Raw genomic sequence first — 12,469 nt, 5'->3', positions numbered from 1 at the left:
ATCGGGAGTCCCCGAGCAGCCGCTCCGCGGTCGCGGTCAGCTCCGCGATCACCTCCGCGGCGGGGCGGATCGCGGTGATCAGGCCGACGCCCTAGCCGGACAGCAGCGCCATCTCGTCGAAGTCGCCGGTGGTGGCGCCCCGCATCGGCACGAGGTTGGAGAAGCGGTGCATCGGCATCGTCTGGCCGCCCAGCACCATCTCGCCGATGACGGGGCCCGCGGCGTCCGCGTCCGGCAGGTCGCCGGCGTTGCTGACGGCGACCGCGAGGTCCGGCGTCATGCCGACGAACGCCATCCCGGCCTGGGCGATCGGCGTGGACAGGCCGAAGGCTTCGGTGAAACGAGTCCTCATGCCCGCAGCCTGTCGGAACGCCGTCGAAACCGTGTCGCGAACGGCGCAGTCCGGACGCGCTGCGCCGGCATTCGTAGGCGGCTTAGGGTGCGGGGATGGATCATCACCGCACGACGCCGTCGGGCCGCGTCCGCGCGCGGGGGCTCGGCATCCCGCTGCGCGGCGAGCCCGGCGCGTACAACGCGATCACCGACGTGCCCGGGGTCGAGGTCGGCTACACCACGCTGGTCGAGGGCGCGGACGTGCGCACCGGCGTGACCGCCGTCCTGCCCCGGCCGCGGCCGTCGCTGGGGGTACCGTGCCCGGCCGGCTGGTTCTCGTTCAACGGCAACGGCGAGATGACCGGCACCGCCTGGATCGAGGAGAGCGGCGGCCTTACCGGCCCGATCGGCATCACCAACACCCACGCGGTCGGGATGGTCCACGCGGGCATCGTCGAGTGGATGGTCCGGGAGCTGCCCGCCGTTGCCGAGCGGTGGCTGCTGCCGGTGGTGGCGGAGACCTGGGACGGGTACCTCAACGACATCAACGGCCGGCACGTGCGGCCTTCGCATGCAGTGGCCGCCCTCGACGCGGCGCGCCCGGGCCCGCTCGACGAGGGCAGCGTGGGCGGCGGGACCGGGATGCGGTGTTACGGGTACAAGGGCGGCTCGGGGACGGCGTCGCGGATGCTGTCGTACGCCGGGGAGCGGTTCACGGTCGGCGCGTTCGTGCAGGCCAACTTCGGCGCCCGGGCGGAGCTGACCATCGCGGGCGCGCCGCTCGGCCGGTCCCTGCCGCCGGTCGAGCTGGACGGCGACGGTTCCGTGATCGTCGTCATCGCCACCGACGCGCCGCTGCTGCCGGGTCAGTGCAAGGCGCTCGCGCGGCGGGCGACGCTGGGCATCGGGCGGACCGGAACCAGCGGCAGCCACTTCTCGGGGGACATCTTCCTGGCGCTGTCGACCGCCGCCGCGGAGTCCTCGGGGGGATTCTCCGTTGCCCGATTTGTACCGTGGGAGGCGTTGGACCCGTTCTATGCGGCCGTGGTGGAGTCCGTCGAGGAGGCGGTCCTCAACGCTTTGGTGGCCAATGTCCCGATGACGGGCCGCTCGGGCCGTCACCTGGATGCCCTCCCCCACGACGCTGTGCGGGCCGCTTTTGCGGCGCTATAGTTGAAGCATCAAAGGTCTGTTGCGCAGATAAATCCGGATGCTGGCGCATCCAGATTTATCCGAAATATCAGCATAAGGAGCGCGCATGATCCAGATCGAGGTCTGGTCCGACATCGTCTGCCCGTGGTGCTACATCGGCAAGCGCCGCCTGGAGCGCGCGCTCGAAGGCTTTGACGGCGAGGTCTCCGTCGAGTGGCGCAGCTTCCAGCTCGACCCGTCGACCCCCATCGGCGATTCCCGCCCGGTCGGCGAGTCGCTGGCCGCCCGCAAGGGCCTGTCGGCGGCTCAGGTGCAGGGCATGTTCGCGCACGTGACGGGGATCGCGGCGCAGGAGGGCCTGCGCTACGACTTCGGCCGTGCCCGGACCGCCAACACGCTCGACGCGCACCGGCTGCTGCAGTTCGCGAAGGTGAACGGGCACCAGCCGGAGCTCAAGGAGCGGCTCATGAAGGCGTACTTCACCGAGGGCGCCGACGTCGCCGACCACGCCACGCTCGCCTCCCTGGCGGGCGAGGCCGGCCTGGACGAGGTGGCGGCCAAGCAGGCGCTGGCCGACGGCTCCTACGCCGCGGAGGTGCAGGCGGACTTCGCGCAGGCGCGGGCGTACGGCATCAACGGTGTGCCGTTCTTCGTCTTCGACCAGCGGATCGGGGTGTCGGGGGCGCAGCCGCTCGAGGTGTTCGCGCAGGCGTTGCAGCAGTCCTCGCTGACGATGCTGCGTTCCCCCTCGTCCTCCTCGTCCGCGTCGGCCGGCGAGTGCACGGACGACTCCTGCGCCATCTGAGTGCTGCCCGTATACCGGCGGGGCCGCTTCCACTGGAGCGGCCCCGCTTCGCGCACGTGCATTTAGGGCGTGGAATCTTAGGCCGTGCAGACGCACAGTCAAGTGAGACCCGGCGCACCGTGAACTTGAGTGACTACTTTCCGGCAAGCACCGGTCGGCGGTCCGGTTCTACTCTGCACTCATGACCGCTGATGTCCTCCACAGCTACCGGATGCAGGTCGCCCGCGGGGTGCGCAGGCTGGCTCCGGACGACACCGAGCAGGTAACCAGGCTGCTCGAAAGCGACGGACATCCGCAGCAGGAGACCAACCTCGCGAGGCGGCTGCAGCGCTGGTGCGAGCACCCGGACGGCGCCTCCTTCGTCTGGGACGAGCGGGGCCGCCTGCTGGGTGTCATCGCCGCGCACATCATCCCGTCGTTCGAGACGGACGGCGCCTGGCTGCGAATCGTGGCCCTGGCCGTGGCGGAGGCCGCCCGCGGCCGCGGCATCGGCACGAGCCTGGTCGCGGCCGCCGAGACGTTCGGCCTGATGCGCGGCTGCTCCAGCGTCGAGGCGACGTGCCTGCGCACGCGGGAAGGGGCGACCGCCTTCTACCGCGCGCTCGGCTACCAGGACCGCACCGACGCCGCCGGCCGTTTCCAGCGCCAGCTGCCCTGACGCGCCGCTCCCTCACACGAGCAGCCGGGTCGTGCGGGCCGGCGCCCTCGGCCATGTCCGGAAATTTCCGGAGATAGCACACCGCGCGGCGATGTAGACCAACGCGGCCTGCACCCACCTTGACCGCGTCCGCCCCATTTGTGAGAACACCCAGGAGGAGCGAAACAAACTCCGCCGGCTCAGGAACCCAACCGGGTGGCGACCGCCCTCGCGACCTTCACCAGACCGTCCCCGACCCCCGCCGGAAGCTCCGCGCCGCTCAGATCCACCGCCGACAGAACCACGATCAGGTTGCTCACCCGCATCGTGATGACCTGCGGCGCCCCGACCGCCTGCGCCCGCTGCCGGAAGGCCTGATCACCAACCCCCGCAAGCGCTTCAGCGGTCCCACTGCCCGCCGCATCCAGCAGCCGCGACGCCTGCCGCGGTCCACCGGCGGTGCCCTTTGCCGAGACCACGGTGTACCCGATGGTGATCTGCACCTGACCGTCCGACGCCGCGCAGTTGTCCCCGTCGGCCTCGATCGCGGCGCCGGCGACGACGGGCGCCACGGTTGCCGGGTCGAGCACGCCGCAGCCGGGCACCGCGGCGAACCGTCCCGGATCGGCGAACGCGCCCAACGAGTACGCCGTGCCCAGCGCCGTCGCCGCTGCCGCCACGGATATTGGGACAATCCACCATAATCGCCGCATTGGTGCATTCTAGGCGACGCGAAAACTGTCGTACCCTCGTGCGAACATCTCCCCGTGCCCGCAGTTGTGGGCAACCTGAAGTCCGGCTTAAGCCCGTGGCCCGTGGCCAGCGGGCGCTGGTATCACCGATGGCAGTGGAACCACATGCACCGTATGCAGAGACGACCATGACTGTCCCGAGAGACACCACCGTCCCGAGACAACGTCCGGCCGGTCGGCTGGCGGCACCGGCGGCGCGGCCCGTCGAGCACAACAACGCCGGGCGGTTCCTGCTCCGCACCCTCTTCTGGGGTGGTCTGGCGCTCGCGGTCCTGCCCTGGTGGCTCGGCACCAAGCCCGGCTCCATCGACACCGCCGCGGAGGTGTTCCAGGCCTCGGGCCGGGTGACCGGGCTGATCGCCGGCTATCTGCTGCTGATGCAGGTCATCCTGATGAGCCGGCTGAGCCTCCTGGAGCGCTGGATCGGCGCCCGGCACCTCGGGCTGTGGCACCGGGAGCTCGGCGGCTCGGTCCTCGTCACGATCCTCGCGCACGCGGCGCTGATCACCGTCGGCTACTCGTATGCCGACCGCGTCGGGTTCGTCAAGGAGCTCGGCACGCTGCTGAGCGAATACGCGGACATGGTCACCGCGTTCATCGCGGCCGGCATGCTGGTCTGCATCGCGCTGCTCAGCATTCGCGCGCTGCGCCGGGCGCTGCCCTACGAGCTCTGGTATTTCCTGCATCTGACCGCATATCTGGCGCTGCTGCTCGGGTTCGCCCACCAGTTCTCCGACGGGCAGGAGCTGTTCCGGCCGGGCCTTGGCCGCACGGTGTGGATCGGCTTCTACGTCGTGACCATCGCCGCCGTGGTGATCGGCCGGATCATGGGTCCGCTCACGCTCAACCTGCGGCACCGCCTGCGGGTCGCCGACGTGGTGGCCGAGGGCCCCGACATGGTGTCGATCTACATCACCGGGCACCGGCTGGACGGCCTCGGCGCGGAGGCCGGGCAGTTCTTCCGCTGGCGGTTCCTGGCCCGCGGGCTGTGGTGGCAGGCCCACCCGTTCTCGCTGTCCGCGGCGCCAAACGGCCGCTGGCTGCGGCTGACCGTGAAGACCGTCGGCGACCACACGCACCGATTGCGTTCGATGCGCCCCGGCGTGCGGATCTTCGTCGAGGGGCCGTGGGGCGACTTCACCGCGAGCCGCCGGGTGCGCCAGCGCGCCCTGCTGATCGCGGCGGGCAGCGGCATCGCGCCGATCCGCGCGCTGCTGGAGGAGCTGCCCCCGGGCGCCATCGTGATCTACCGGGCCAGCGCCGTCCACGACCTGCACCTGCGCCACGAGCTGGAGCAGCTGTCCCAGCTGCGCCACGCCCAGCTGTGGTTCGTCGTCGGCGACCGCCGCGACCCGGGCCCGCGCCGGCTGTTCACCCCGAGCGGCATGCGCGAGCTGGTGCCCGACGTCACCGAGCGCGACGCGTATCTCTGCGGCCCCGACGGCCTGGTCGAGCAGTCCCTGCAGGTGCTGCGCCGCCTCCGCGTCCCGCGCCGGCAGGTCCACCTGGACCCGTTCGAGTTCTAGATGATCCGGCCACCAGCTCACCCGCCGCGCCGGCCCCGGCCGCACCCGTCCCGCCACGCCCCGGCCGAGCGCACGCGGCAGGGGCGCCCCCGGCAACGGCCGCCGACCCGCCCGCGCTTCGCGACGACGCAGCCGGGCGACATCGATGTGGGCCGGCCCACGAGGCACGCCCTCGACACACAAGGAGTTGATACAGCGTGCGACGCGCCCTGATGGCCCTGCTCGGCACTGCGGCGGGCACCGTCCTGCTGGTCGGCGCGAAGTCGGGCTTCGGCGGCCCGGGCGACCAGGCGCTGCAGCCCCAGTCCGCCAACGGCCCGATCCCCGGCGGCTCCGCCGCCCAGCCACCCGGCCCGCAGGCCAGTCCACCCCCTGGCGCCGCACCCGGCGCCGCAGCCGCCGGCGCCGGCCAGCCCTCCGCCGCGAAGACCCAGCCCGCGGACGCGAACACCGCGCCGGCAACGACCGCCCCCAAGGGCACGACGATGCGGGACGGCACGTTCAACGGCAACCCGATCTACATCGACTACGGCGTCGTCGAGCTCTCGATCGTCGTCTCCCGCGGCAAGATCACCGACATCAAGGTCCTCGACTCGCCCAGCGACGAATCCCGCTCGGTCCAGATCAACAAGAGCGCCCTGCCCAAGCTGAAGGCCGAGGCGCTGGCCGCCCAGAGCGCCGACATCGATACCGTTTCCGGCGCGACGGAGACAAGCGCCGGCTACAAGCTGTCGCTTCGCTCCGCCATCGACCGCGCTTACCAGGGCTGATGGTGCACAGCCTGGTTCGGGTCGAGCACGTCATGGGGATGCCGATCAGCCTCGACCTCGACGACGACCTGCCGATCGCGGCGCTGGAGCGGCTGGCCGACGAGGTGTTCGACTGGTTACGGCTGGTGGACGGGATCTTCAGCACGTACAAGCCGGAGAGCGAGATCAGCCGGCTCGGGCGCGGGGAGTTGCGGCGGGAGGACTGTTCGGCGGTCGTGGGCGAGGTGCTCGACCGGTGTGCGGAGCTGTGGACCGAGACCGGCGGCTACTTCGACATCAACGCCGGTGGCATGCTCGACCCGTCCGGCTACGTGAAGGGCTGGGCCGTCCAGCGGGCCTGTGACCGGCTGCGGGACGCGGGCTCGGCGAACCACTGCCTGAACGCGGGCGGTGACGTATACGTGCGCGGGGCGCCCCGGGGGCGTGATCGGTGGCGGATCGGCATCCGGCATCCGTGGGAGGCGCTGTCGGTGGCCTGGGTGCTGGAGGTCACCGATACGGCGGTGGCCACGTCGGGGACCTACGAGCGCGGGCTCCACGTGCTCGACCCCTTCACCGGCAAGCCGGCACACGACCTGCGCTCGGTGACCGTGGTGGGGCCGGACCTGGGCACCGCCGACGCCTACGCGACCGCCGCGCTCGCCATGGGGCTCAAGGGGATCGACTGGCTGGCCTCCGTGCCGGGGCACGAGTGCGCGATCGTCACCGAGGACGGGCGAGCCATGCGGTCCGACAACCTCCCGGTGGCCCCGCCGATGCCCTGAGACCGCGGCCCGCCGGTGCCGGGCACGGGCCCGCACCTCACCACATGGGTACGACAAAAAACCGAATTACCAGTCGAACTCCTGGCCGCGGACCTGACCGCCGGGCAGCAGCGCGCGGCCGGTGTAGAGCCACTTCTCGACCACCACGTACCGGTGGCCGTGCGGCAGGCGGGCCTCGAACGGGCCGCAGTCGTGCTCGGGGGCGAAGTCGGTGAACATCTGGCCGGTGCACAGGTGCGGGCCGTCGGCCACGGCATTGCTCTCGACGTCGAGGACGGACAGGCTCACGTCGGCCTGGACGCCCGGCAGGCCTTGCATGTGCCCGACCATGCGCACCAGGTCGCCGCCGACCGCGTGGCAGGGCTGGGCCAGGACCGGATGGCCGAGATCCCAGGTGTACTGGTCGCCGCAGAGCCACGGGCCGAAAACCACCGAGCCCTCGACGTGCACGCCGGGCTCGGCGGACGGGCCGGCGCTCTTGTCGCCCACGCGCAGCGTGCCGGGGCTGCGGCTGGCCGCGCCGCCGGCGGCGGCACTGCGGGCCGCGCTCGGGGCGGGCGCCGGTGCCGCGGGCGCGGGCGCGGCGCTCGCGCCGGCGGACGTGTCGGCACTGCGCTCCCGGGTGGCGTACAGCCAGGCGGGGACGGCCAGCAGCGCCAGCACCACGAGTACCACCGCCAGGAAAACGCCTCGGGAGTGCGACGACGAGCGGGGCAACGGCACCGGCGGCTGCAGGGTCGTCAGCCGCTCGTCGACCGGGAGCGGCGGCAGTGCCGGCTCGTCGCGGGTGCGGCGGGCCACCGTGCGCAGGGCCACGGCCAGGTCGCGGGCGGTGGGGCGGCGGCCCGGGCGCTTGTCCATGCAGGCCTCGACGACCTCCCAGACCGCGTCCGGCATGCCGGGGGCGCGCCGCGGCGACTCGTCGACGTGACGGCGCAGGATCGCCCAGGCGGGACCGCCGGCGTACGTAGGCCGGCCGGTGGTGAGCTCGTACAGTACGACGCCAAGTGCGTAGATATCGGCGGCCGGCGTGGGGCTGTTGCCGTAGACCGCCTCCGGTGCGACGTAGTTCGCGGTGCCGACGAGCGCGCCCGGCGTCGTCATGCTGGGCGTATCCAGCACGCGCGCGATGCCGAAGTCGGTGAGGCGGGTGTGCAGCTCGCCGTCGACGCGGTCGAGCAGGATGTTGTCGGGCTTGAGGTCGCGGTGGACGATCCCGCGGCGGTGGGCGGCGGAGAGGGCCTCGGCGACCTGGGCCAGCAGCGTGGCCGCCTCCGCGGGCGGCAGCGTGCCCTGTTCGTGCAGGTGGTCGCGCAGGCTGCCGCCCTCGACGAGGTCCATGACCAGGCCGAGCGAGGTGCCCACGGTGACCAGGTCGCGCACGCGCACGATGTGGGGGTGGCGCAGCATCAGCAGGATCGCGCGCTCCTGGACGAACCGGTTGACGGCCTTCGGCTCGGCCATCAGGTCCTCGCGCAGCAGCTTCACCGCGACGTGCTCGTCGTTGTTGAGGGCCCGGGCGCGCCACACGGTGCCCGTGCCGCCGCCACCGATGGGCTCGACCAGCTCGTAGGAGTCGCCGATGCGATAACCGGTCAGGTCACCACTGTGGTGACCGTCGGTGTCGTAGCGCGCTTCGGGCGGAGTACGCATCGAGGTATTGGTACAGAATGCAAGATGAAGGTCACAACCTGTACCAGGAAGTATGCCCCCTGCGGGGGATTCGCGGAGCGTTCAACAGCATCACGGGTACCGATGCATGGTATAGATGCCGAGCACGGCGCCGGCACGTGCCCGGCCGGTCACTGTCGGTATTGCGCCGGATCTCGACGTTGTTCTTTCAACACGCGAGATGGCAGGCTCTGCATTCGTGTTCGACGTGTTGCACGACGCCCTGGGCCGCCAGCCGTCCCCCGACCGGTTCGTGGTCCTGGCCACCGCCGCGGTCGCCCTGCTGGCGGTGCTGCTCCGCCCGGTGTGGAAGGTCATGCGCAACTTCGTGACGATCGCGCACGAGGGCGGGCACGCCCTGGCCGCGGTCCTCAGTGGACGCCGCCTGTCGGGCATCCGCCTGCATTCCGACACCTCCGGGCTGACCCTGTCCAAGGGCCGTCCGAACGGGCCGGGCATGGTGATCACCGGGCTGGCCGGCTACATCACGCCGTCCTTGCTGGGGCTGGGCGCCGCGGCGATCCTGGGCATCGCGCGGATCACGATCCTTTTGTGGCTTTTGTTGGTACTCCTGGTGCTCATGCTCATCATGATCCGCAACTTCTACGGCGTGATCTCGGTCGTCGTGGCGGGCGCGATCATCTTCGTCGTGTCGTGGTTCGCCGACGGGCAGGTGCAGGGCGCGTTCGCCTACGCCTTCGCGTGGTTCATGCTGCTGGGCGGCGTGCGCGCGGTGTTCGAGCTGCAGCAGTCGCGCTTCCGGCGGCAGGCCCCCAACTCCGACGCCGACCAGATCGCCCGCCTGACCCGCGTCCCCGCCATCGTGTACGTCGGGTTCTTCGTCATCGTCGTGCTCGCCTGCCTGGCCTTCGGCGTGCGATTGATGCTCGGCCCGGTCGAGGACCTGCTGGGCTGACCTCGCGCGGTCAGCGACCCGCCGCGACGGTGGCGCGGCGGGCGAGGATCAGGTCGCCGACCCGCTCGGCCTCCTCCAGGTGCGGCCAGCCGGACAGGATGAACTCGTCGACGCCCGCCGCCTCGTACTCCGCCAGCCGCGCGTCCACCTCGGCCGGGCTGCCGACGAGCGCGGTGCCGGCCCCCTCCCGGACCAGGCCGACGCCGGCCCACAGGTTGGGCCCCACGACCAGGCCGTCCGCGGTGCCCTCGTTGAGGGCCGTCATCCGCGCCTGGCCGACCGATTCCATGCGCGCGAAACGCTCGTGCGCCGCCCGGATGCGCCCGGGATCCATGCCCCGCAGCATCCGCTCCGCCTCGCCCCACGCCTGATCCGCGTCATCGCGCACGATCACGTGAACGCGCAGCCCCACCCGAAGGTTCGGATTTTTCGCTTTTATCGCCTTTATCCGCTCCTGTACGGCCGGCAGCGGCTCCCCCCACAGCAGGTACACGTCGGCATGGCGCGCCGCGACCTCGACGGCCTCCGGCGAGGCACCCCCGAAGTAGATCGGCGGCACCGGCTCCAGCGGCCGGGCCAGCCCGCCGCACTCGACGTGGTAGTAGTCGCCGTGGAAGTCGAACCGCTCGCCCCGCCAGGTGCGCCGCATGACCTCGATGTACTCGGCGGTGCGGGCATACCGGCCGGCCTTGGCCACGAAGTCGCCGTAGGCCTGCTGCTCCGCCTGGTCGCCGCCGGTCACCGCGTTGAGCGCCAGCCGGCCGTCGGAGATCCACTGGAACGCCTCGGCCTGCTGGGCGAGCAGCGTCGGCAGCGTGAACCCGGCCCGGAAGGCGACCAGCAGCCGCAGCGTGGTCGTGTGCTGGGCGATCGCGGTACACATGACGAGCGGGTCCAGGCAGCCGGCCCCGACCGGGGTCAGCGCGGAGTCGAACCCGGCCCGCTCCGCCGCCCGGGCGACCTCCGACAGGTATTCGACAGTGGGCGCCCGGTCGTGCCGGGCCGCCCCGGCCGCTACGGTCGCCGCCCCGACCTGGTCGCCGTCGCCGGTGGTGGGCAGGAACCAGTGGAACGTGGTCATGAACCCTACTTTACCTACCGACGTTATGGGTGGGAATCCTCGCGCAAATCAATTAGAATGTGTGTACGAAAGACGCTCTTGACCTGGGAGGGGAGCGCCCGTGACCGCGCCCGCAACCACCACCGGATCCATCCCCTACGCGACCCTGCTCAGCTTCACCCGGTATGTCGGCCGCACCGGCCCGCGCAAGGCGAGCTTCGTCGGCGGCCTGCGCCGGCAGCGCGAGTCGGGGCACGGCTTCAACCCGCACGGCCAGCTGGTCAAGGCCCTGAAGGCGGACATCCGCTTCCGCACCGGCGGGACATACCTCAACGCCGTGGCGGACCAGGTCAACCCGCGATGGAAGCCGCTCTACGAGTCGGTGGTCCCCGGCGCGCTGCGCTACCTGGAGTCGCTGCCGGCCAAGGTGGAGGTGACACCGACCCGCGACGCGCTGTGCATGATCGGCGCCCTGCCCGTCAAGATCAACCCCCACTTCGGCCTGCGCTACCCCGACGGCCGCGGCGAGGCGGTGCGCCTGCACTTCGACGAGGAGCCCCCACAGGACGAGGCCGCGGTGGCGACCCTCCACCTGATGGCGCGCCACATGGACCTCGTCCTCCCGAATGCGACTCCGGTGCTGGTCGACCTGCGGCGCGGCGACGTGTTGCGACCGGACGTGGCGGTGAAGGGCGCCGAGGTGGAGCGGTGGCTGGCCGGAGAGGCGGCGGCGTTCTCGGCCATGTGGGGTGCCGCCTGAGCTTCGTTCTTTGCAGGGCCCCGGGGGCGGGGGGCCGGGGGGCAGCAGTGTGCCCCTGGCGCGGCGTGAAGGAAGTGGCTCTGGCTGGACCGCCACCGTGGGGTGCGGATCGGCTTGGCACGGCCTGAGGAAGTGGCCGGCGTTTGACGGCCGGCGCGAACGGCGTCGGCGTCGAGGTTTGTAGAGCTTTACTCATCCCCCCAAGCGGAAGCGGGCGCGGCCCTCGCCAGCCCCCGGTCTGGTCGCGCCCGCTTCCGCGCGACGCAGTCACGCCCGCCGGCGGTGGTGTATGAGCTTGGCGTGTCCCCCACGAACCAGCGCCGGCACGACCGCGATGCGCCGAGTGGTGCCCCGGCCCTCGGTCCAGGGGCGGCCGGCCCGCACCCGCCATGCTCCGCCCGCACTCCGGCACCGGCCCACACTGCGGCACCGGCCCGCGCCGCCCGGGAACCGGCACCGTTGGCCGCCATGCCCGCCGAAGGCCAAGTGGTTTCGGCCCGCGGGGCAGGGCACAGCGACCGGAAGTCTCCGTGATCATGCACAACCGGGCATCGACACCAACGGTTTTCATGATCACGGAGTGCTGATGTACCCCCGTGTACCACAAGTCTCCAGGATCATGGCAAACCCGGTGCGTGGTCACCGCGGACATCATGATCACGGAGACATACGTCCGGCCCGGCCCCGCAGGTCGCGGGTTGCGCCCGCCTGGTGCACATCCGCCCCGCCGGCCGCGCCGCCGCGCGCCGCCCCGCCGCGCCGCGCCCCGCCGCGCCGCGCCCCGCCGCGCTGAGGGGGCGGCGTCGATGACCGCCGTGCCCTAATCACGCCCAGCCTGGGGCTAATAGATGGAAATGCGGGGATTTCAGATACTGCAAGGCGACGTCATGATCAGTAAGTAGCGGAGCGGTCACATATCGATGGCAACCGGTGCTAGGTTGGCGATCGCGCTTCCTCGCCTCGCGCGCGACATCGCGGCCTCGCAGCAGAGAGAGAAAGGGATGCCATGACGGAGGGCCGGCATCATCGGCGTCACGATGACGACCACACGGAGGGCGGAATCTACATCCCGCCGCCGCGTGAGGTGCCCAGCCCCAGGTCCGAGCCGGTTGGCCGGCCACCCGCAGCGCCGCCGCCCTCCCCGTGGGCGCCGACGGCGGCTGAGGGACCACCACCGGACCAGCCGGGCGAGCGTCCGGCGCAGGCCCCCGACTTCACCGCGCGATCGTCGGAGCGGACCGGCCGCCCCTCCCCCTGGGCACCGGCCTACGACGACGATGAGTACTCCGACGACTACCCCGAGGAGTACTACGAGGAAGAACC

The 12,469-nt window shown here is 71.6% G+C and carries 12 protein-coding genes; 8 read left to right on the top strand and 4 right to left on the bottom strand.

Annotated features, from left to right (window positions below; translation table 11 throughout):
• Window positions 1-91 precede the first annotated feature (91 nt).
• The gene (locus ACQPXD_RS05760) at window positions 92-352 is read right to left on the bottom strand and encodes a hypothetical protein (protein ID WP_432835540.1); all 261 of its coding nucleotides are present in this window, start codon (window positions 350-352) and stop codon (window positions 92-94) included.
• A gap of 95 nt (window positions 353-447) precedes the next feature.
• Between ACQPXD_RS05760 and ACQPXD_RS05755 the strand changes: the two genes are divergently transcribed.
• The 3 genes from ACQPXD_RS05755 to ACQPXD_RS05745 all read left to right on the top strand — a co-directional run bounded on the left by ACQPXD_RS05755 (window position 448) and on the right by ACQPXD_RS05745 (window position 2,948).
• Complete coding sequence (locus tag ACQPXD_RS05755; protein WP_432835538.1) at window positions 448-1,506, top strand: P1 family peptidase; 1,059 nt, start codon at window positions 448-450, stop codon at window positions 1,504-1,506.
• A gap of 85 nt (window positions 1,507-1,591) precedes the next feature.
• On the top strand, window positions 1,592-2,290 hold the full coding sequence (locus ACQPXD_RS05750) for a DsbA family oxidoreductase (RefSeq protein WP_432835536.1): 699 nt from the start codon (window positions 1,592-1,594) through the stop codon (window positions 2,288-2,290).
• A gap of 181 nt (window positions 2,291-2,471) precedes the next feature.
• Entirely contained in the window at window positions 2,472-2,948 is a 477-nt protein-coding gene (locus ACQPXD_RS05745; RefSeq protein ID WP_432835534.1) for a GNAT family N-acetyltransferase, read from the top strand.
• 179 nt (window positions 2,949-3,127) lie between these two features.
• On the opposite strand, the gene ACQPXD_RS05740 is transcribed toward ACQPXD_RS05745, so the two are convergent.
• Complete coding sequence (locus ACQPXD_RS05740; RefSeq protein WP_432835532.1) at window positions 3,128-3,568, bottom strand: hypothetical protein; 441 nt, start codon at window positions 3,566-3,568, stop codon at window positions 3,128-3,130.
• Between the two features lie 239 nt (window positions 3,569-3,807).
• On the opposite strand from ACQPXD_RS05740, the gene ACQPXD_RS05735 reads away from it, so the two are divergent.
• From ACQPXD_RS05735 to ACQPXD_RS05725, 3 genes are all read left to right on the top strand, one after another.
• Window positions 3,808-5,205 carry a ferredoxin reductase family protein gene (locus ACQPXD_RS05735; RefSeq protein ID WP_432835530.1) on the top strand — a complete coding sequence of 466 codons (1,398 nt, stop codon included), beginning with the start codon at window positions 3,808-3,810 and terminating at the stop codon, window positions 5,203-5,205.
• A gap of 197 nt (window positions 5,206-5,402) precedes the next feature.
• On the top strand, window positions 5,403-5,975 hold the full coding sequence (locus ACQPXD_RS05730) for an FMN-binding protein (RefSeq protein WP_432835528.1): 573 nt from the start codon (window positions 5,403-5,405) through the stop codon (window positions 5,973-5,975).
• Window positions 5,975-6,739, top strand: coding sequence for an FAD:protein FMN transferase (locus ACQPXD_RS05725; protein ID WP_432835526.1), 765 nt, complete (start codon window positions 5,975-5,977; stop codon window positions 6,737-6,739). Before ACQPXD_RS05730 ends, ACQPXD_RS05725 begins: the two co-directional genes overlap by 1 nt.
• Window positions 6,740-6,805: 66 nt before the next feature.
• Here the strand turns inward: ACQPXD_RS05725 and ACQPXD_RS05720 are convergent, their stop codons facing one another.
• Window positions 6,806-8,392: a serine/threonine-protein kinase gene (locus ACQPXD_RS05720; RefSeq protein WP_432835524.1), complete on the bottom strand. Its 1,587-nt coding sequence runs from the start codon at window positions 8,390-8,392 to the stop codon at window positions 6,806-6,808.
• Window positions 8,393-8,591: 199 nt separating this feature from the next.
• Between ACQPXD_RS05720 and ACQPXD_RS05715 the strand changes: the two genes are divergently transcribed.
• Window positions 8,592-9,326: a M50 family metallopeptidase gene (locus ACQPXD_RS05715; protein WP_432835522.1), complete on the top strand. Its 735-nt coding sequence runs from the start codon at window positions 8,592-8,594 to the stop codon at window positions 9,324-9,326.
• 10 nt (window positions 9,327-9,336) lie between these two features.
• Here ACQPXD_RS05715 and ACQPXD_RS05710 read toward each other — a convergent pair whose 3' ends face one another.
• The gene (locus ACQPXD_RS05710) at window positions 9,337-10,407 is read right to left on the bottom strand and encodes an LLM class flavin-dependent oxidoreductase (protein ID WP_432835520.1); all 1,071 of its coding nucleotides are present in this window, start codon (window positions 10,405-10,407) and stop codon (window positions 9,337-9,339) included.
• Between the two features lie 100 nt (window positions 10,408-10,507).
• Here ACQPXD_RS05710 and ACQPXD_RS05705 point away from each other — a divergent pair, with 100 nt between their 5' ends.
• A complete protein-coding gene (locus ACQPXD_RS05705; RefSeq protein ID WP_432835518.1) occupies window positions 10,508-11,146 on the top strand; it encodes a hypothetical protein in 639 nt (212 codons plus the stop codon).
• Window positions 11,147-12,469 lie beyond the last annotated feature (1,323 nt).

Source organism: Dactylosporangium sp. CA-092794, from assembly GCF_050948465.1.
Lineage (GTDB): Bacteria > Actinomycetota > Actinomycetes > Mycobacteriales > Micromonosporaceae > Dactylosporangium.
This window is presented reverse-complemented; position numbering and strand designations above follow the sequence as displayed.

Bases quoted from the DNA above. Each gene is read 5' to 3' on its own strand.
- ACQPXD_RS05760 (WP_432835540.1), bottom strand. From the start codon at position 352: ATGAGGACTCGTTTCACCGAAGCCTTCGGCCTGTCCACGCCGATCGCC.
- ACQPXD_RS05755 (WP_432835538.1), top strand. From the start codon at position 448: ATGGATCATCACCGCACGACGCCGTCGGGCCGCGTCCGCGCGCGGGGG.
- ACQPXD_RS05750 (WP_432835536.1), top strand. From the start codon at position 1,592: ATGATCCAGATCGAGGTCTGGTCCGACATCGTCTGCCCGTGGTGCTAC.
- ACQPXD_RS05745 (WP_432835534.1), top strand. From the start codon at position 2,472: ATGACCGCTGATGTCCTCCACAGCTACCGGATGCAGGTCGCCCGCGGG.
- ACQPXD_RS05735 (WP_432835530.1), top strand. From the start codon at position 3,808: ATGACTGTCCCGAGAGACACCACCGTCCCGAGACAACGTCCGGCCGGT.
- ACQPXD_RS05725 (WP_432835526.1), top strand. From the start codon at position 5,975: ATGGTGCACAGCCTGGTTCGGGTCGAGCACGTCATGGGGATGCCGATC.
- ACQPXD_RS05720 (WP_432835524.1), bottom strand. From the start codon at position 8,392: ATGCGTACTCCGCCCGAAGCGCGCTACGACACCGACGGTCACCACAGT.
- ACQPXD_RS05715 (WP_432835522.1), top strand. From the start codon at position 8,592: ATGGCAGGCTCTGCATTCGTGTTCGACGTGTTGCACGACGCCCTGGGC.
- ACQPXD_RS05710 (WP_432835520.1), bottom strand. From the start codon at position 10,407: ATGACCACGTTCCACTGGTTCCTGCCCACCACCGGCGACGGCGACCAG.